The 20,173-nt window shown below is 59.3% G+C and carries 14 protein-coding genes; 3 read left to right on the top strand and 11 right to left on the bottom strand.

Annotation, left to right across the window (positions count from 1 at the left end; translation table 11 throughout):
• Positions 1–50: 50 nt before the first annotated feature.
• Positions 51–1,052 (top strand): sterol desaturase family protein, encoded by a 1,002-nt coding sequence (locus I9185_RS15065; protein WP_210093454.1) that lies wholly within the window; start codon positions 51–53, stop codon positions 1,050–1,052.
• Between the two features lie 72 nt (positions 1,053–1,124).
• On the opposite strand, the gene I9185_RS15060 is transcribed toward I9185_RS15065, so the two are convergent.
• Entirely contained in the window at positions 1,125–2,429 is a 1,305-nt protein-coding gene (locus I9185_RS15060) for a UDP-glucose/GDP-mannose dehydrogenase family protein (RefSeq protein WP_210093453.1), read from the bottom strand.
• 370 nt (positions 2,430–2,799) lie between these two features.
• On the bottom strand, positions 2,800–3,687 hold the full coding sequence (locus I9185_RS15055; protein ID WP_210093452.1) for a LysR substrate-binding domain-containing protein: 888 nt from the start codon (positions 3,685–3,687) through the stop codon (positions 2,800–2,802).
• Positions 3,688–3,916: 229 nt separating this feature from the next.
• On the opposite strand from I9185_RS15055, the gene I9185_RS15050 reads away from it, so the two are divergent.
• Positions 3,917–5,272 carry an MmgE/PrpD family protein gene (locus tag I9185_RS15050; protein WP_210093451.1) on the top strand — a complete coding sequence of 452 codons (1,356 nt, stop codon included), beginning with the start codon at positions 3,917–3,919 and terminating at the stop codon, positions 5,270–5,272.
• A gap of 190 nt (positions 5,273–5,462) precedes the next feature.
• Here the strand turns inward: I9185_RS15050 and I9185_RS15045 are convergent, their stop codons facing one another.
• From I9185_RS15045 to xdhA, 8 genes are all read right to left on the bottom strand, one after another.
• A complete protein-coding gene (locus tag I9185_RS15045) occupies positions 5,463–6,200 on the bottom strand; it encodes an Asp/Glu racemase (protein WP_209835085.1) in 738 nt (245 codons plus the stop codon).
• Positions 6,197–7,264, bottom strand: coding sequence for a histidinol-phosphate transaminase (locus I9185_RS15040; RefSeq protein WP_210093450.1), 1,068 nt, complete (start codon positions 7,262–7,264; stop codon positions 6,197–6,199). The genes I9185_RS15045 and I9185_RS15040 overlap by 4 nt, the downstream gene beginning before the upstream one ends.
• Positions 7,261–8,925, bottom strand: a complete 1,665-nt coding sequence (locus tag I9185_RS15035; protein WP_210093449.1) for a hydantoinase B/oxoprolinase family protein — start codon at positions 8,923–8,925, stop codon at positions 7,261–7,263. The genes I9185_RS15040 and I9185_RS15035 overlap by 4 nt, the downstream gene beginning before the upstream one ends.
• On the bottom strand, positions 8,925–11,021 hold the full coding sequence (locus I9185_RS15030; RefSeq protein ID WP_171636456.1) for a hydantoinase/oxoprolinase family protein: 2,097 nt from the start codon (positions 11,019–11,021) through the stop codon (positions 8,925–8,927). Before I9185_RS15030 ends, I9185_RS15035 begins: the two co-directional genes overlap by 1 nt.
• Positions 11,022–11,499: 478 nt before the next feature.
• Positions 11,500–13,101: a xanthine/uracil/vitamin C permease gene (locus I9185_RS15025; RefSeq protein WP_210093448.1), complete on the bottom strand. Its 1,602-nt coding sequence runs from the start codon at positions 13,099–13,101 to the stop codon at positions 11,500–11,502.
• 43 nt (positions 13,102–13,144) lie between these two features.
• Positions 13,145–14,023, bottom strand: a complete 879-nt coding sequence (gene xdhC / locus I9185_RS15020) for a xanthine dehydrogenase accessory protein XdhC (protein WP_171724592.1) — start codon at positions 14,021–14,023, stop codon at positions 13,145–13,147.
• Positions 14,024–14,026: 3 nt separating this feature from the next.
• Positions 14,027–16,345, bottom strand: coding sequence for a xanthine dehydrogenase molybdopterin binding subunit (gene xdhB / locus I9185_RS15015; protein WP_210093447.1), 2,319 nt, complete (start codon positions 16,343–16,345; stop codon positions 14,027–14,029).
• A 15-nt stretch (positions 16,346–16,360) separates the two neighbouring features.
• Complete coding sequence (gene xdhA, locus I9185_RS15010) at positions 16,361–17,824, bottom strand: xanthine dehydrogenase small subunit (protein WP_210093446.1); 1,464 nt, start codon at positions 17,822–17,824, stop codon at positions 16,361–16,363.
• A gap of 155 nt (positions 17,825–17,979) precedes the next feature.
• On the opposite strand from xdhA, the gene I9185_RS15005 reads away from it, so the two are divergent.
• The gene (locus I9185_RS15005) at positions 17,980–18,882 is read left to right on the top strand and encodes a LysR family transcriptional regulator (protein WP_171636446.1); all 903 of its coding nucleotides are present in this window, start codon (positions 17,980–17,982) and stop codon (positions 18,880–18,882) included.
• A gap of 54 nt (positions 18,883–18,936) precedes the next feature.
• Here the strand turns inward: I9185_RS15005 and I9185_RS15000 are convergent, their stop codons facing one another.
• Positions 18,937–20,169, bottom strand: coding sequence for a urate hydroxylase PuuD (locus I9185_RS15000; protein ID WP_210093445.1), 1,233 nt, complete (start codon positions 20,167–20,169; stop codon positions 18,937–18,939).
• Positions 20,170–20,173: the final 4 nt, after the last annotated feature.

Raw genomic sequence — 20,173 nt, 5'->3', positions numbered from 1 at the left:
GATCCCCCGCCTTAGGCTTGTAATCAGTGAACAGATGAAATGAGCCTTCTATGTCAGACCCCGCCCTGCTGCCACGAGCCAAGCGCAAGATCTGGAATTACACGCCTCAATTGCCGATTCAGACCGCGCCCTATTGGGATTGGCCGATGAAACCTCTGGCCGCGTTGAAATACCTGCTGCAAAGCTGGAATCCGCTTGCATTGCGGGCGCTGCTGCTGGTCTTTGCGGTCATCAGCTGGACCTATCTGACGCCTTCTTTGAGCAGGATCGAGACCTTCGGCTGGGATTGGGTTGCGGAAATCTGGTTCCGCAATTTCTGTATCCTGATGGTGGTCGCAGGCGGTTTGCATCTGGCCCTTTGGAAGTTCCGCACGCAGCAGGACGAATACCGCTATGACATGCGCCCGATGATGAAGGGCGCCAAGGTGTTCACATTCAAAAATCAGGTCTGGGACAACATGTTCTGGACCTTGGGCCCGGCATTGACGTTCTGGACGTTCTGGGAATGTCTGATCCTGTATTCCTATGCCAATGGCTGGATCACGATGATCACGTTAGACGGCAACCCGATCTGGTTCATCGCCATGACCGTCTTCGTGCCGATCTGGGCCGGGTTCCATTTCTACTGGCTGCACAGGCTGCTGCATGTGGGTGTGCTTTATACAAAAGTCCACGCTTGGCATCACCGCAACATCAATACCGGCCCTTGGTCGGGGCTTTCGATGCATCCGGTCGAAAGTTTCTTTCTGATGTTCGATACGATGATCTTCTTCCTGCTGCCGTCTCATCCGATCCACGCCATTTTCCTGCTGTTCCATCACGGCATCGGCGCTCCGACCTCTCATGCCGGGTTCGAGCATGTGAAGTTCGGCAACAAGGCCAAGTTCCAGGTCGGGGATTTCTTTCACCAGCTGCATCACCGGTTTTTTGACTGCAATTACGGCACCTGGGAAACCCCTTGGGATGAATGGTTCAACACATTCCACGACGGCACCGATGAAGGCAATGACATGGTCAAGGAACGCCGCCGCAAGATCTGGGCCACCGAATAGCCCGTGAAGGCAGATCCCTGCCGGACCCAAGCGGGTCCGGTGGGCGCGTTTGATCCAACAGGCGGTGTGCGTTCAGCGTCCAACGCCGACATAGGTTTCAAAGCCGGATTTCAGCGCCTGTGACTTTGAATAGATATTGCGCAGATCCACCATTCGGGCAGAGTTCATGGAACCGGCCAGCTGGGTCAGGTTCAACGCGCGGAACTCGTTCCACTCTGTCAGCAACACCACAACGTCAGCCCCTTGAACCGCTGCATAGGGATCGTCGCACCATTCGACTCCGGGCAATAATGCATCGCCTTCCGCTTTGCCCTGCGGATCGACGACGCGCACTTTGGCCCCTCCGCCGATCAAAGCGGGAATAATGGACAGTGATGGCGCGTCGCGCATGTCATCCGTGTTGGGTTTGAAAGTGACACCCAGAACCGCCACCGTCTTGCCGTAAAGGCGGTCGTCGCAGGCGTCGCGGATTTTTTCGATCATCCGCTTCTTGACCTCGTCATTCACCCGAATGACGGTTTCCGTGATCTGCATCGGATATGCATGATCCTGCCCGATCCGCGCCAGCGCGGCGGTATCCTTCGGAAAACAAGACCCACCATAGCCCGGCCCCGCGTGCAGGAATTTGTTGCCAATTCGTCCGTCCAGACCGATGCCGCGGGAAACTTCCTTGACATCCGCACCGACCTTTTCACACAGGCCCGCGATTTCATTGATGAAAGTGATCTTGGTCGCCAGAAACGCGTTGGCGGCGTATTTGATCATCTCGGCGCTTTCCAGATCGGTGGTCAGGATCGGGAAGTCACGCAGATAAAGCGGTCGGTAAATCTCGGCCATCACTTCGGCGGCGCGATCGTTTTCCACACCCACCACGACGCGATCGGGGCGCATGAAGTCATCGATTGCAGCGCCTTCGCGCAGAAACTCAGGGTTCGAGGCCACGTCGAATTCGGCTGCGGGGTTGGCGGCCGCAACGACCTCCTGAACTTTTCTGTTTGTTCCCACCGGCACGGTCGATTTGGTGACAATGACCGTGTAACCGGTAACCGCTTGGGCGATCTCTTCCGCCGCCGCCATCACATAGGTCAAATCCGCGTGGCCGTCTCCTCGTCGGGTCGGAGTTCCGACCGCGATGAAAACCGCATCGGCGCCATCAACTGCTGTTTTCAGATCGGTTGAAAAACTCAGGCGACCAGCAGCAACGTTTTTTGCCATCAGCACATCCAGGCCCGGTTCATAGATCGGCACTTCTCCGGCCTTGAGCATGTCGATCTTTTGCTCAGCCTTGTCGACGCAAATCACGTCATGACCAAAGTCCGAAAAGCATACACCGGACACTAAGCCAACATAACCGGTGCCGATTATTGCAATACGCATCCAAAAATCCTTCTTACCAATTACCACGGACGGCGTGGGCACAATCAAAGAAACTGACGCCGGTTTCAATGGCCGTCAGCAGTTGTGTGGTGCATCCCATAGATTCTTGCGGATATTGAGGCAATAAGAACGCAGACGGTGCAAAGCCCTTCGAAACCGCGACCATGTCCGTTTTGTTTAGCGGAGCCGGGGATCAGGAAGACCGGTTGGTGTTGAAATTCGGTTGAACAGAGGGTGTTGTTGATGGCTGGAATAGCTCCTGCCTTAAGTATTGATGAGACGCGGGGGTGATCGCGCGTTCTCGCCACCAACAAGACGGCGTAAGGGATAAAAGGGGCCGCGTGACATGGCCCGGCAAATGACAGGTCGATCAGCTGTCCATTTTAGCGGCGGCTTGCAACAGCCAATTCTGAAACAGCCGGACCGGTGGCGAAACGGGTTTTTCCTTGAGACGCATGAAATAGGTCCAGGGGCTGTTCAGATCAAACCGGAAAGGCTCGATCAGCAGCCCCCGCTCGACATAGGACCGGGCCAGCGACCGGGGCAGGGCGACGCATCCCAGTGACTTGGCGGCCATTTCCATCGCCAGATTCGAGACATTTGTCCGCAAACCGCCCTTCTGGCTCAGATCGGACAATCCGAAATGCCGCGCCGCGTGCTCCCAATAGGAGGGGCGGCCCAGGATATGGATCAGCGGTGCATTCTGCAATTGCTTGGGGTCGGTCAGCGGCTCGCCATCGACCAGAAAGTCGGGCGCACAGACCAAGGCCAGTTTTTCGACCCACAAACGATGGGCGTCGGGCAACACATCGTCGACATGATTGATCGTCAGCGAGATGTCCGAAACATTTGGTTCGACATCAGCCCAGACAGTGCCGTGAACCGTCAGATCAATATCGGGATGCACCGCGTTGAAACCGCGGATCACATCCGGCAACCAGTTCTCGGCCAGACTGACCGGGCAAGATACCACCACTTTGCGGGTATGCGACCGCACGATGACCGATTGCGTGGCAGCGTTGATTTCCTGGAGGGCATGGCGCACTGACGGCAGATAGGCCTCACCCACATCTGTCAGCGACAGCGACCGGGGATGGCGCACGAATAGGGGGCGCTGCAAAAACTCTTCCAACGAGCGGACATGATTGCTGACGGCAGATTGGGTGCAGTTCAACTCTTCGGCTGCAGCGGTAAAGCTCAGGTGCCGTGCCGCCGCTTCGAACGAACGCAGAAAGGTCAGGTGTGGAAGATTCATCATGACGGATGTTTCTCAGGCAAGGCACATTGCAAAGAACTAATAAGCCCAGGGCTTGCTGTCTTGCCCATGAGCGACTCACACGTATGGTTCTGCCTCGAAACGCGATCTGGTCCTAGTCACAAATAATCCGGGGCCATTGCCCCATGATTGTTTTCGTGCCGCTATGCGCAAATTCACATAGGCTTTTTCTTGTATCCGGAACCCGAAAGAAAAACCTCGACTGGACACCGTGACAGATACCTTTCAGACCGTTGCAGATTTTGCGCTGAAGCGTGCCGCGCAGGATTTTCCCGACACCGCACGCAAGGCAGCGGCGTTGATGCTGCTGGATACGCTGGGGATCACCATAGGATCGGGGCCGATGCAGGCCGGACAGATTGCGCGCGAGAGTGCGGTAGCGCTGTTTGGCGCGGGCGATCCGGGGCTGAGCGCGCGCATGCTTTTCGACGGTCGTCGCGTCAGCGTCGCGGGTGCGGCCTATGCAGCGGCCACACAGACCGACAATTTGGACGGACATGATGGATACAATCCGACCAAAGGCCACATCGGGGTTGTCGTCGTTCCCGCACTGGCGGCACTGGCTGAAACCGTTCAAGATTTTTCAGGCCTCGAAGCGCTGGCGGCGGTGATCGTTGGATACGAGGTCGCGGGACGCGCGGGCATTTCTTTGCATGACACCGTCAGCGATTATCACACATCCGGAGCTTGGAACGCGATTGGCGTGGTGGCCGTGGCGGCGCGTTTGCGCGGTTTGAAGGCCGAACAGATGCGGCAGGCCATGGGGATCGCCGAATATCATGGCCCGCGCAGCCAGATGATGCGCGAGATCGCCAATCCCACCATGCTGCATGACGGTTCGGGCTGGGGCGCGTTGGTTGGCATTTCTTCAGCGGTATTGGCCGAGAAAGGCTTTACCGGGGCACCGGCCATCACCATCGAAGCGGCAGACGTTGCCCCCCATTGGCAAGATCTGGGCGATTTCTGGCAAATGGAGCATCAATATGTCAAACCCTACCCGATCTGCCGTTGGGCCCACGCCGCAATTGATGCCACCCGTGCACTCATGCGTGAAAACGACCTGACTCACCGGGATGTTGCCGCGATTCATGTAAACACGTTTCGGGAAAGCGCTTGCCTTTTCAGGGGCATGCCGGATGATACGTCCAAGGCGCAGTATTCGCTGCCATTTGCCGTCGCGACAATGGTTGCGCATGGCCGGATCGGGGTCGAGAACATCACCGGCGCGGGCCTGGCCGACCCGCTGGTCGCCTCGATCGTCGAGCGTATCTCGGTTGCAGAGGCCGCACGCCATTCTGACCGTTTCCCCGAAAGCCGGTTCGCCGATGTCAGCATCACCCTGACCGACGGGCGGATACTCGAGTCGGGCGACGTACATGCACGCGGCGGACCCGAGGCACCAATGGATGAGACAGAAGTGATCGACAAATTCATGGAATTTGCGACACCATCACTGGGTGCATCCCGTGCTGCCGCAATTCGTGACGCGGTTCTGGGGCTGGGCGCGCCAGGTTCGAAATTCTCAGACCTTGGCGCGTTGATCTACGCCCCCGCCGACCAGACGTAAAATCTGCCGAAGCTGCCGTATATACGCATTCCGACCGGCACATCCGCACCCTTGATCCTGATGACGGCGCGGCGACGGTCTTGCCGCCTGCTGCACAGGTTGAATTGGAGCTGGGAACAAGTCTGGGTGATCCAAGACCGGTTCGAGGTGAGTTTGATCCGTTAAACTATCGCCTTGCGCCCTGATCCGGTCAGAGCAGGTCGAACAATCGCCCCGGCAGCGCGTCGTGACGCGGTAGGTTCAGAGCCCGCATAAGGCAGAACATCATCGCCTGATTTGAGGTGACAACCGGCTTGCCCAGCGTTGCTTCAATCCGGTCGATCGCCTCGACCGAACGCATGTCGGTGCAGCTGAGAATTATGGCCTGTGCCTGCGGGTGATCGGCCTGACAGGCCAGTTCATAGACGTCGTCCGGGGTCAGCTCTCCCTGACCGTAATTGCCCAGCTTTCGGCCGACATCGGTGCATCGAACGGTCTCGATTCCGTTCTGGGCCATGAAATCCATCGCCTGAACGTTTATTTCGCCCAGATAGGGCGAGGAAAAGCCGACCTTTGTGGCCCCCAGTGCCTTGATTGCGGCGATTAATGATCCGGCCGCGGTCAGCGACAGCGCACCGGATTCCGATTTTATCTGTTGCGCCAGCTCAGCGTCGAAAGACGGCCCATGGGTCAGGGTGGCCGAGGTGCAGCCGTACAGCACCACATCGGGCCGCACCCCCGAGATCATCCGCAGATCGTGGCTGATATCCGAAGCACCCAAACCTGCCATTTGATCCGAGCCGGGAATTTCATCCACGTCATAGCCGCCCATGCGCTGGAAATGGATGGTGGTGTTTGGCGGTCGCAGCATCTCCATATCCGGTTCCAGATTGGTGTTGGTGAAGGGCACCAGAACACCGATCTTGGCGGCTGTGCGGGTCTCGGTCATGTCAGCGTTCCTTTCAAGACGTCGCGGGCCTTGTCCATCACCTCGGGCGCACAGATCGTGGCGCGCAAACAGTCCGACAAACCATAGCCGCCCATGCCGCGCATCATCAGGCCCTCCGCCCGCAGGGCCGTGTCGGCGCGCTGTGCCTGCGCGGTCGAAGCAAAGCGGATCAGCACGAAATTGGTGTGGCTTTCCGGCACGCTCAGGCCCAGTTCGCGGCATTCCTGCGCAAACCGGTCCCGAATTTCGGCTGTCCGTGCGACCACGTTGCACATATGGGCCTGATCGCGCATCGCCGCCGCCGCCGCTGCCTGCGAGGCAATCGAGATATTGTTGGGATTCAAAAGCTTGCGGACCTCGCCCGAGATTTCGCTTGGGAAACAGCCCCAGCCGGCCCGCGCCCCAGCCAGCCCGTAGGCTTTGGAAAATGTACGCGTGATCACCGTGTCGCCCCGATCCACCAGCGCAAAGATCTGCGCAGGATCGTTCGTGGCATCGGCAAATTCCGCATAGGCTTGATCCACCACCAGCAGTGTATCGCCAGGCAGATCCGATCGCAGACGGACAATTTCGTCATTCGGGATCAGCGTGCCGGTGGGGTTGCCCGGATTGCAGACGAACACAATGCGGGTGGCAGGTGTGACAGCGGCCAGAAGCGCGTCCACCGATACGGTCAAATCGACCTCGGGCGCTGCCACATATTCGGCCTGTGCCTGAGCTGTCGCCGAGGCGACAAAGGCATAGCCATATTGTGTGCCCAGCACCTGATCGCCCGGCCCGGCAAAGGCGCGGATCAGACAGCCAATCAGTTCCATCGAGCCCGCCCCACATAAAATGCGCGCGGGGACGAGCCCGTGCACCTCGGCAATGGCCGAGCGCATTTCGGCCCATTCCGGATCGGGATAAAGGGCCAGATCCGCCAGCGCTGCCTGCCCGGCCGCAACGGCGGCGGGGCTTGCGGGAAAGGCGCTTTCGTTCTGCGCCAGTGAAACCGTGTCTGCGCCGTTCGGATCAGCCAGCGCATAAGCGGCCATGGCGCCAATGTAAGGAACCGGTCGGATCATGCGTCACCCGCGTAAATCCTGGCGCCTTGCGCAGTTACCAACCCGCGTTTGATGTCCAGCGCCAGCGCATCCGGGTCGCGTTCGGCAGGGTCGCCAAATCCACCGCCGCCCGGTGTATCGAAGATCAGATAATCACCGTGTTCCACCCGCAACTCTCCTTTGCCCGGAATATCGTTTGCGCCGTCCCTGAAACAGATGCGACCGGGCGCGCCGGGTCTGCCGCCCATACGGCCAAGCGCCGGGTATTTCAGCCGTTCGACCGAAAGGAAAACGATAAAGGGAGCACCGTTGGACGAGGTCATCTCGATCCGCTGCCCCAGCCCGCCGCGATACTTGCCCGCGCCGCCGGAATCTGGGCGCAGTTCGCGCCGCCAGATCGTCACGGGTGCGACGCTTTCGGTGATCTCGACCTGACTGCCGAACACCCCGGACGGATAGGCCGTGGCCGACAGTCCATCGGCATGAGGTCGCGCGCCGGTTCCGCCATTGTGTACGGGTTCCACCGCGAATTCGCGACCGCCATCACGAGCCACTTCGGGCGCGTGACGCATGGGCAGGTCGAACATGCAACTTGCACCTTCGGCCGGGACCGCATCGGGCAGGGCCTGATGCAGGCAGCCCAGAACCAGATCGGGCGTGACCTGACCCAAGGTATGCCGCATCGCAACCGGCACCGGGCGCTGCGCGTTCAGGATGCAGCCCTTTGGCCCGTCAATGGTAAACGGCTCCAGCGATCCCGCATTGTTGGGAATGTCCGCGCCGACAATGCAGCGCAAGGCAAACACCGTATAGGCGGTGGCATAGTTCAGCGGCACGTTGATGCCCTTGCGCGAACAGCCCGAAGTGCCCGAGAAATCCACATGCATGCCGTCCTTCCTTACGGTCAGGGTGGCGTGCAGTTCCAGCTCATTCTCATAGCCGTCCATCTTCAGAACATTCTTGTAGACACCTTCGGGCACGTCGGCGATGGCCTCCAGCGTGCCGCGGCGCGACGTGTCGATGATGTACGAGCCGAGCGTCCCTAGATCGTCGAGACCAAATTCCTCCATCATCGACAGCAGCCTTGCAACCCCGGCTTCGCAGCAGGCGATCAGTGCATAGATGTCGCCATCGTTGGCGACGGGTTCGCGGCTGTTGGCGCGGATGATGTCCAGCAGCAAATCGTTGGGGGTGCCCTGCTCAACCAGCTTGCAGGGCGGGATCAGCAGGCCCTCGTCATAGATGTCGGAACCTTCGGGGCCCATGCCTAACCCACCCAGATCAACGAGATGCGACGTGCAGGAGGTAAAGCCCACCACCTTGCCATCCTTGAATGCGGGCATCATCAGCAGAAAATCGTTCAGGTGCCCCGAGGCAAGCCATGGGTCGTTCGTCATGTAGATGTCGCCCGGCTTCATGGTTTGAACCGGGAAAGCCCGGCGCAGGTGCTGCACCGCCTCGGCCATGGTGTTGATGTGCCCCGGCGTGCCGGTCACGGCTTGCGCCAGCATCCGGCCATCGGCGTCAAATATCCCGGCAGAGATGTCGCCGCATTCGCGTACGATCGGGCTGAAGGCGGCGCGGATCAGGGTTTGGCCCTGTTCTTCGACCACGGCCAGCAGACGATTCCACATCACCTGCAATCGGGCGGGCGAAAGATCGTGTGAAAGATCGGACGACATCATGCGCCTCCTTTCTGGTCCCGAACGAGGACGAGGTTTCCAATGGCATCCACATGGGCCGAGAAGTCGGCGGACACGAGCGTGGTTGTCTGCGGCTCGGTGATCAATGCGGGGCCGTGAAGGTGGTCGCCGGGCTTCAGATCCGCTCGGGCTACGAAGGCCGCTGGTTTCGACACTCCGTCCACGTCACAGGTGATCGGACAGGTTTCCGGCGCCGAGATTGTCTTCAACCGGGGCGTTTCAGGAACCGCCGGCACGACACTGTCACAGGTCGCGACACGTACCGCCCAATTGAGAATCTCGATCTGCATCCCCGGCACCGGGCGCGAGAATTGCTTGCGGTATTCCTGTTCGAATGCAGAGGTCAGCGTCACGATATCTTCGGCGGTCAGGGGGCGGTCGGGAAGGGTGATCTCGATCTCGTGCCCTTGTCCGTTGTAGCGCATGAAGGCAGTGCGCAGCGTCTGGGTCGGGACATCGCCGGCCCCTTGGAAGACGACCTCTCTAGCCTCGGAAATCATGGCTTCGAACAGCGTGTTGATCCCGTTCAGGTCCATGCTGCCCAGCAACGAATAGCGCGAGCGGACGATCTCGAAAGACACCGGAGCGAACAGGAAGCCGACGGCCGATCCTACACCGGGATCGGGCGGGATCACGATGCGGCAGACCCCGGCGGATCGCGCGACCCGGCTGGCGTGCAATGGCCCGTTGCCCCCAAACGCTATCATTGTTCGTGGGCCAAGGTCCTTGCCGGATTCCACCGCATGCATCCGACCCGCGCTGGCCATGCTTTCGTCGACGATACGGCTGACGCCATCGGCGGCGCCTACGGCATCCAGATCCAGTTTTGACCCGATCACCCGGCTCAGCGCCCGTTTCGAAGCTTCGGGATCAAGCTGAATATGCCCCTCGGCAAACGTGTCGGGTACGATATATCCCAGTGCAATATCACTGTCAGTCACCGTGGGTTCGGTTCCGCCGCGCATGAAGGCGACGGGGCCGGGCTCGGATCCGGCTGATTTTGGCCCTACGGTCAACCGTCCTAGCCGGTCAACCCCGGCAATCGAACCGCCTCCGGCGCCGATCTCGATCATTTCGATGACCGGTATTCGTACCGGCATTCCGGACCCTTTGATAAACCGAGCGGCGCGGGCAATTTCGAACTGGCGCGAGGTCTGGGGACGGGCGTTGTCGATCAGGCATAGTTTGGCGGTGGTACCGCCGACGTCAAAGGACAGAACCTGATCCAGACCGGCGTGGGCGGCGACGCGGGCAGCCAGAATGGCACCACCGGCAGGGCCGGATTCCACCAGCCGGATCGGAAACCGCGCGGCGGTTCGCATGGTGCACATTCCACCACCCGCTGTCATCATCAGGATCGGACAGGTGACGCCCTGGGCCTCGAATTGTCGGACAAACCGGGCCAGATACGTTGCCATCAGAGGCTGGATATAGGCGTTGGCGACTGTCGTGCACAGCCGGTCGAATTCGCGCGCTTCGGGGCTGACGTCCGACGAAATCGAGACGGTCAGATCGGGTCGCCTGTCCGCCAGCGTATCGCGCAGCCTGCGCTCGTGCTCGGGGTTTGCATATGCGTGCATCAGGCAGATGGCGATGGCTTCTGCTCCGCTGGCGTCGATGTCCTTCAACAACGCGTCGACGGCTGTGTCTTCCAGCGAAATCAACACCTTGCCTTCCGCGGAAACGCGCTCGCGGACCGTCAGCGCGCGCTCACGCGGCACCAGCAGATCAGGTTTTTCCAGATTGATGTCGTATTGCGAATAGCGCCGCTCGTAGGCGATTTCCAGAATGTCCCTGAACCCTTCGGTGGTCACGGTTGCCACGACCGCGCCGCGTTTTTCGATCAGCGCGTTGGTGGCCAGCGTGGTGCCGTGAATGAAACCGGTGACTTCGCTCAGACGGTGCCCTGTCTGTTGCATCACGCGCGTCGCGCCTTGCATGGCTCCGTCGGCGGGGTTGTGATGCGTGGTCAGGGTTTTGGTCGAGGCAAGTATCGTCTCTTCGCCAGAGACAAGAACCGTATCCGTGAACGTGCCGCCAATATCGATGGCCAGGCGCAGCGCTTGAGTTGTCATGAGGTTATCCGAAAAATCCGTAATCACAGCGTGATGCATATGGGCCAGACGCCCTGAGATCAGGCTGGGATCACAAGGTCACAGCCGGTGGCACGGCGGTCCATGGGATTTGGAAAACAACTCTTCATACGTAGGTATTCTTGTTCACACCAGCATAGCGCAACAAGCCGGAAAGCGACAAAAATGCCTGCAAACGACAAAATTCGTCACGCCTGGCCGATTGCGGGGCTTGCAGTTGAGGGTCTTGACCCCTCGCACATCACCTGTGGTCGTCTATTTTGTGTGACCCAGCCGATGCAGATGTGTGGTTCGCAAGGGTGATCCTCTGCAAGACCCATTCGAACCACATGCCGTCACTCTGAGATAGGCGGGAGAAAGATCTGCAAGCAACCGCAGGGCAAACTCTGCCTCTTGAACGGCCACGATTGAACGGGAAGGGATGGTTTCTGGGGCAGCCATTCGACTGCCCCGTTGCCGATCAGGCCTGCTGAGCGGGTGAATCGTCATCGATGAGGTCGGGCTCGTCCGGCACGATGATGCGATGCTCAAGATCCTCTTTGGGGGCGAACACCGGGTAGACGTACAGAAACGCACCGATGATCAGATAGCCGATGGTTATCCCGTCGAACTGAGGCATCTGTAGCGTGTAGGAATGGATGATGCCGATCGAAGACATCAGCCCACCTGCGACAGCAAACGCGCCGGCCATCCGGAAGCGCCCGTCAATCACATCGGCCACGATGGCACCCCAGACCAGACCGGTGATGATCGCCCCCTGGCTCAGGGCAAGGTGCCCCTCGTAATGAGCCCCTTCCATCAGAAGGGCCGAGGTCAGATCAGGATCTCCCAAGGATGGCAGCCCTTCGACACCGCTGCTGCGCAGCGCGTTCATCAACGATCCCCATTTGACCATCAGGAAGGCCGAGATATGGGGCAGGATCGCGAAGGATACCGCAGCCATGTGCATCGGTTTCACAGCCCAGGCCGTGTTGGTGATCAGGCTGACTGATACAAAGACCAGTACCGGTGCGGCTGCGGCGATCGGGATCAGCCCCGCGAGGAAGGACAGGAACCCCAGAAAGGCGGCGGCGGCAATTACAACGGCCACACCGACAATATACCCCGCATGGGCATCCAGCCGTTTATAGGCCGGATGGCCGATGTAGACGGTTGTCGGGAATGGCGAACCAAACAGAGCACCCAGCATCGTGCCTGCGCCGTCCGTCACCTGGCAGAGCCCGACAGGGTAATGGTCGCCTGCCGCTTCGGCGGATTCCACGTTGTTCATCGTTTCGATGAAATTGTAGATCTGCACGGGGATCAGCACCAGGAACAGCTCAGGGTTGGCGAACAGGTATTGCACACCGGCGATCAGGTCACCGAAATACGGGATCGGCGGGTAGAACCCGATGCCGCTGACATCAATTTTGGACTCGCCAAGCAGAAGGGCGATCACGGTACCGGCAGCAATCGCGACAAGGCCGGCCGGAACATTGCCCGGCAGGCGGAAACGGCCGATCAAACCCCAGAGGATGAACAGCAGCGACGTAAAGCCGATGATGGGGTTCTCGAACACTTCGGCCAGCGGCACAGAGCCGATGAAGACCAGGGCAATGCCGCACAGCGTCCCCAGCATCCCCGCACGTGGCGTGATCCGCTTGAGATACGGTCCAACCACGGCGCCCAGAGCCGCGACGATGCCGCCCATGAACCCGGCGCCGATGCCTACTTGCCAGGCTAGCATTGGATCATTTGTCGCCCAATAGATGGGTCCGATCACCCCGAACAGGTAGACGAACATAACCGGCGTCGAGATGCCGTAGGGCAACGCGGTTACGTCTTTGCCCTGCGCGTTTGCCGCCCATTTGGCGAGGTAAGTGTAGACAGCGACACCGGCCAAAATCGCGATGGCAGCGCCGGGAACGATGCGGCCAAAGACGATGTCCGCAGGCATTTGAAACACGAATTGGCAGACCCCGGACAGGATCAGCAGGTTGACAAGGTTGTCGGTAAACAGCGCCCAGAAAGCGCTGAAATCGTTGCGGGTAAACAGCTTGTATTCATAGGTCCTCCCGTCCATGACGGTCTCCTCCTCTGATGTGACCGGTTTGGCCCGACAGGTGTCAGGCCGATCTCCCTTTCCGGTCGTGATGGTGGCCCCGCAGGGGTGCCTGGTTTGCCCCGGTCAGGGCGGTCGCGGCAGTTTCAGAGGTCAATTCAGCCATCACCTCGGCCGCCACGAAGGCGGCGATGACGCTGGGCCGCTTGTCGCGGCTACCGCTAGCCCCGATGGGGCATTTCAAATGTTCGATGGACTGTCCGTCACAGTGTTTCTGCGCCCAGTTCCTGAGCTTTATCCGCTTTGTGGCGGACCCGATCATCCCTACATAAGCGGCATCCTTTCGTTCCAGCGCGGCGGTCGTCAGCAGGAAATCCAGCCCGTGATCATGGGTCAGAACGACAAAGGCGCTGCCTGCGGGCGCGCGCCAGATTTCGGCTTCGGGAATCGCGCTGACCCGGGTTTCGACATTGGCTGTGCAAAGCTCGACCTCTTCGGGTCGGGTGTCGACGAGGATGCAGCGCACCGGCAGATGCTGAAACTGATTGGCCAAAGCGCGTCCCACGTGGCCCGCGCCCATGACATAGACGTGTGGCAAAGCCTCGTCGCGCTGGGTCGCGCGCTCTGTGGCGGCCCATTTGTCGGACGCACGCATGCGGGTCAGTTTCATCTCGACCCGCCCACCGCAGCACTGGCCGATTTCGGGGCCAAGCGGCACATCCAGATCCTGATGCAACACCCCGTCGCGCAGCATGTCGCGGGCGGCGTTGATGGCCATGAACTCCAATTGGCCACCACCGATGGTTCCCCACAGTGCCCTGGGTGCCACGAACATCTCGGTCCCTTCGTTGCGCGGCGACGACCCGCGCACGCGTGTCAGCGCAATGCAGATCACACTGTGCTGCGTGGACAGGAATTCGCTAAGGGAACCGGGGGCAGTCATGGCTCAGGGCCCCGCTTGCAGCCGCGCAACTGCCATTAGCACACGTTCGGGGGTGGCTGGCGCGTCAAGGCGCGGACATTCGCGGTAGTCAGCTACAGAGGCTACGGCCATCGACAAGGCCTCAAACACCGAAATGCCCAGCATGAACGGCGGCTCGCCAACGGCCTTGGACCGTTTGATGGTCAACTCGCGATTTTCCGACCAATCGGCAAGTTTCACATTGAAGATACGCGGGCGGTCTGACGCGAGCGGAATCTTGTATGTCGACGGAGCATGGGTACGCAGACGGCCGGCATCATCCCACCAAAGCTCTTCGGTGGTTAGCCATCCCATGCCCTGAATAAACGCGCCTTCGATTTGCCCCTTGTCGAGCACAGGGTTCAGCGAGCGTCCGACGTCGTGCAACAAATCTGTTCGGTCCACGCGGTATTCGCCTGTAAGGGTATCAATCGTCACTTCTGAACACGACGCGCCGTAGGAGTAGTAGTAGAACGGACGGCCTTGTCCCTTGGCCCGATCCCAGTGGATTTTCGGTGTTTTGTAGAACCCGGCCGCCGAGAGCTGCACGCGCGCCAGATAGGCCTGTTTGATGAACACATCGAAGGGCAGAACCTCGTCGCCGATATGCACCTGATTGGCGTGGAAGGCCACTTCTTCGGGGGCGACATTCCAGGTTTCGGCGGCGAATTTCACCAGACGTGCTTTGATCTGCTCGACCGCGTTCAACGCGGCCATGCCGTTAAGATCGGTCCCGCTGGAGGCTGCAGTGGCCGAGGTGTTCGGAACCTTCTCGGTGGTTGTTTTGGTAATCTTGATCCGGCTGAAGTCAACCTGAAAGGCCTCGGCCACGACCTGCGCAACCTTGGTGTTGAGACCTTGCCCCATTTCGGTACCACCGTGGTTCAGATGGATCGAACCGTCATTGTAAACATGAACCAGAGCGCCAGCCTGATTGTACCAGGTCGCGGTAAACGAAATGCCAAACTTGACCGGTGTCAGCGCGATGCCTTTTTTCAGGATTGGCGATGTCTTGTTGAATTCAATTATGTCCTGACGGCGCTGGCGGTATTCCGATGTCTCTTCCAACTCTCCGATCAGCCGGTCGAGGATGCTGTCTTCGACCACTTGGTGATACGGCGTCACGTTACGGTCTTTGGTGCCGTAGAAATTCGCCTTACGTACATCCAGGGGGTCTTTCCCGGTGGCATAGGCAATCTCTTCGATCATCCGCTCTGCCGCGATCACACCCTGCGGGCCGCCAAATCCTCGAAACGCAGTATTCGACACCGTGTTGGTTTTCATTGGATGACTGTTCAGACGGACGTTCGGATAGAAATAGGCGTTGTCCGCGTGAAACAGCGCCCGGTCGGTGACAGGTCCCGACAGGTCTGCCGAGAATCCGCAACGCGCGGCAAAGCTGCCTTCGACTGCTTGAATGCGGCCATCATCGTCAAAGGCGACGTCGTAATCGATCACAAAATCATGGCGCTTACCGGTTGCCGTCATGTCCTGATCCCGGTCAGGGCGGATTTTCACGGCGCGGTTCCACTTTTTGGCGGCCATGGCGGCAACCGCGCAGAACAGGTTCATCTGGCTTTCCTTGCCGCCAAATCCGCCGCCCATGCGGCGAACGTTAACCACAACGGCGTTGGACGGTACCCCAAGGACATGCGCCACCATATGCTGCGCTTCGGACGGGTGCTGGGTGGAGCAATGTACGACCACATCATCGTCTTCACCCGGAATGGCAAAGGCGATGTGACCTTCGAGGTACATGTGGTCCTGACCGCCAACATTCATGCGGCCTTTGATCCGGTTTGGTGCCGCAGTTTGCGCCGGGGCGACGTCGCCGCGTTCCAGCTTGAGGGGGGCTGTGACATGCGGATATCCGGCTTCCTGCGCGGCAATCGGGTCCAGCGCGTGAGGCAGGGTTTCGTAGTTGATCTTTGCCAGTTCTGCGGCCCGGCGCGCGATTTCGCGGGTTTCGGCAACAACGGCAAACAAAGGCTGCCCATGAAACTGAATGGCATCGGTCGGGAAAACCGGTTCGTCGTTTAGGTGGGTCGGGCTGATATCATTGGCCCCCGGCACGTCATCAGCGGTCAGTACGCCGACCACGCCGGGCATTGCCAGAACGTCGCTGAAATCGATACCCAGAAGCTTGGCGTGCGCGACGTCTGAAACGCCGAGATACGCGTGCAGCGCGCCTTGTGGCAGCGCAATGTCGTCCGTGTAGTCGGCCTGCCCCGTGACGTGCTTGACCGCACTGTCATGGTTTACATTGGTGTGAGCCGATCCAATGATGGAAACGTTGTCTTTCATGTTGTCGTCTCCTGATCAGGCACAAGCCAGTTGAACGGGGGTGTCGGTTTCGCGGTCGTTTTTAAGGAAGAACCGGCGCAGAAGGTTTTGGGCGGTCAGCATCCGATAGTCCGACGATGCGCGCCAATCTGTGAGAGGCGCGAAATCCTCGGCCAGCGCTTCAGCGGCGGCTTCGAAACTTTCGCGTGCCCAGGGTTGGCCGTTCAGCGCCGCCTCGGCTGTCGATGCGCGTTTAGGCGTGGCGGCCATGCCCCCAAATGCAATGCGCACATCGCTGATGATCCCGTCTGTGACGCTCATGTGCAGCCCGGCGGCCACAGAAGAAATATCCTCGTCTCGGCGCTTGGAAATCTTGTAAGCCGCATCCAGATCATTGGGTCGGGGCAGGGGCACGCGGATGCTTTCGACAAATTCGTCTGGCAGACGGTCCTGCTTGCCATAGTCGATGAAGAAGTCAGCCAGAGGCAGGGTTCGGCGTTCGGAACCGCGCCGCAGAGTGATTTCCGCGCCGAGCGCGATGAGAACCGGCGGCGTGTCCCCGATGGGTGAGCCGTTGGCGATATTCCCACCTACGGTTCCCATATTCCGCACCTGCCACCCTGCGATGCGATCCCAGTAGGAGGACAGGTGTGGCAGGTGTTCAGACAGAAGGTCCTGGCAATCGGTGTAGCTGGCGCCGGCACCGATCAGGAGGAGAGACCCCTGTCTTTCGACTGTTTTCAGGTCTTCGAGATGACCGGTGAAAATGGCGGGGCCAATGTCGCGCAGGAACTTGGTCACCCACAGGCCCACATCGGTGGCTCCGGCCACGATCGTGGCGTTTGGATAAGCTTGCAGGCATTCGGCAAGATCATCGACGCTGGATGGCAGAATGCTCAGGTTGTTTTCGGGTCCGGAGACCACGCGCCGCCCGTCCTTCAGGGCCGCCAGACGCGCGGTCATGGTTTCGCGTTCGGTGTTCAGATGATCAGATGACGGGGTGCCGTAGCGGCTGACGGCAATGGCCGCTCGGATGATCGGCTCATACCCGGTGCAGCGGCACAGGTTGCCCTGCAATGCGGTTTCAACCTGTACTTCGGTCGGTTCCGGAGTTTGCATCCAAAGCGCATAAAGGGCCATGACGAAGCCCGGTGTGCAGAACCCGCACTGGCTGCCATGGTGATCGACCATGGCTTGTTGAACCGGGTGCAGCCGGCCTTGAGGCCCAGACAGATGTTCAACCGTCACGACATGACAGCCGTCTACAGAGGCAAGAAACCGGATACAGGCATTGACCGGAGCATAGCGCAGGCCCGAGCGCCCAAGCCGTCCGACAAGCACGGTGCACGCGCCGCAGTCGCCTTCGGCGCAGCCTTCCTTCGTTCCTGTCAGTCGGCGTTCCAGGCGCAGGAAATCAAGAAGTGTCTGGCCTGCCGACACGTCTGGGACGGAGACATCCTTGCCATTGAGGACAAATTGGATGTGGGTGCGATGCGTCATGGAATTCTCCCTCTGCCCCTGCCTTCCGGAGGGTGGTCAGTGGAACCATAGGAGCAAAGATTGAGATGGAAAATCGCTGCAAATGGCAAATACTTTCAACAGATCGTTGAAAAAGATGGGGCTATACCGCATTCTTTCGCTGCTGGGAGGATCCAATGTCTTACATCGAAAGTCTGCGTGTTTTTGTCCGCGTGATGGAGCTGGGCAGCATCACCTCTGGCGGGCGAGATCTTCGGTTGACCCCGGCGGTGGCCAGCAAACGGTTGAAAGAGCTTGAAAACCATCTGGGTGTGCGGCTGTTCAACCGAACCACCCGATCGATGACACCAACCGAAGTGGGGACGGTATTCTACGATGAAGCCAAGGCGGTCCTGCTGGCGCTTGATCACGCCGAAGCGCGTGTCGCCAGCTTTTCCGACGCGCCGCGGGGGGCGATCCGCATCACCGCGCCTTTGGGTGTCGGGCGCAGAATCGTTGCGCCTCTGGTGCCGGAATTCTCGGATCGTTACCCGGAAACAGAGATTCGCATGCGCCTGTCCGATCGCAAGGTGGACATTCTGGCTGACGGTCTGGACATCGCCTTTTTCATTGGAGAGCCTGGCGATTCAACCATGAAACTGCGGAAGTTCGCGGATTGTGATCGTGTTCTGTGCGCCTCGCCCGATTACCTGTCGCAGTTTGGGACGCCCAAAACACCGGATGATTTGTTGCACATGCCCCATAACTGCCTGTTGCTGCGTTATCCTAGGTCTCCGGAATACTATTGGACTCTTCGCACTGACATGGGGCCGCGAAAGCTTGAAGTTGGCGGCAAATACGACGCAGACGATGGTGATGTTCTGACCGACTGGGCCTTGTCCGGTCGTGGGATCGTCAACAAGCCGCGCTTTGACGTGCGGGAGTTTCTCGAGGATGGACGGCTGGTCGAGGTCCTGCCCGAGACGCCCCCCTTGCCAACGATTTTCGGGTGTCTTTATCCGCACAAAAAGCTGCAAGATCCCAAGGTGCGCCTGTTCGTCGAACATATCGCACAGCACAGCAAACGCTTTTTCGCATAAAGAAAAACCGGGCATCACGGCCCGGTTCGCTGTCATGGTTTCGCGCGCACGCGCCTATTGGTTTCTGACTTCACGCACCCATGCGATGATGGTTTGGCGTGCCTCTTCATCCATTTGCACTGCCGATGGTGGCGGCATTGCGTGGCTGATCCCGGCTTGCAGATAGATCTGGTCAGCATGTCGGGCCACATCTCCGGGTGTCTCAAGGTAAACTTTCTTCGGGGCCCATTTCATGGTGCCGTACACCGGCTCGCGGGCGTGGCACATCGAGCAATTGCCCAAGACCGTGTCATAGGCATCTTCGAAGCCCGCGGCGGACGCATATTTCTGCTCGTATAGTGTCAGCTCGCGCGCTTCGGCGTCTTCCCATGTCTCGGTGTTTCTCACCGAAGACAGCCAAGCGATCACGACCATTAGCAGAACCGTCACGCCCCAGGTCCAGTGCGGGCCTTTCCCAGTTGCGTGCATCGTGTTGAAATAGTGACGGATGGTGACGCCCGTCAGAAAGATCAGGCTGGCGATGATCCAGGAATACTCGGTGCCGAAAGCAAGTGGATAGTGGTTCGACAACATCAGGAACACGACCGGCAAAGTCAGATAGTTGTTGTGCGTGGATCGTACCTTGGCGATCTTGCCGTATTTGGCATCAGGTGTCCGACCGGCCTTGAGGTCTTCGACCACGATCCGTTGGTTCGGCATGATCTGAAAGAACACGTTGGCCGTCATGATCGTTGCAGTGAAGGCGCCAAGATGCAAAAGCGCGGCACGACCGGTGAAGATCTGGTTGTAACCCCAGGACATGATCACCAGGATCACGAACAACAGCAGCATCAGAACGGTCGGGTGATCGCTCAGCTTGGATTTGCACATCTGATCGTAGAGAAGCCAACCAATGGTCAGCGATCCGCCGGAAATCAGAATCCCCTGCCACAGCGCAAGGTCCACTTTGGTCGGATCAAGCAGGAACAACTCGCCCCCGACCCAGTATATGATCATGAGCAACGCCGCACCAGACAGCCAGGTCGTGTAACTCTGCCATTTGTGCCAGGTCAGGTGCTCGGGCATGCGCGAGGGCGCAACCAGGTATTTGACAGTGTGGTAGAAGCCGCCGCCATGTACTTCCCATTCTTCGCCGTAGGCCCCGTCCCGCAGGGCAGGGTTCGGCTTTAGCATGAGGTCCAGCGCGATAAAGTAGAATGACGCCCCAATCCACGCCATCGCGGTGATCACATGCAGCCAGCGGACGGAAAAGGCGATCCACTCCCACATTACGGCCAAGTCATACATGGCT

The sequence above is a fragment of the Ruegeria sp. HKCCSP346 genome (genome assembly GCF_017872595.1).
In the GTDB taxonomy this organism is placed as follows: domain Bacteria; phylum Pseudomonadota; class Alphaproteobacteria; order Rhodobacterales; family Rhodobacteraceae; genus Ruegeria.
Note: the sequence above shows the minus strand (reverse complement) of the source record. Positions and strands in the feature narration are given on the sequence as shown.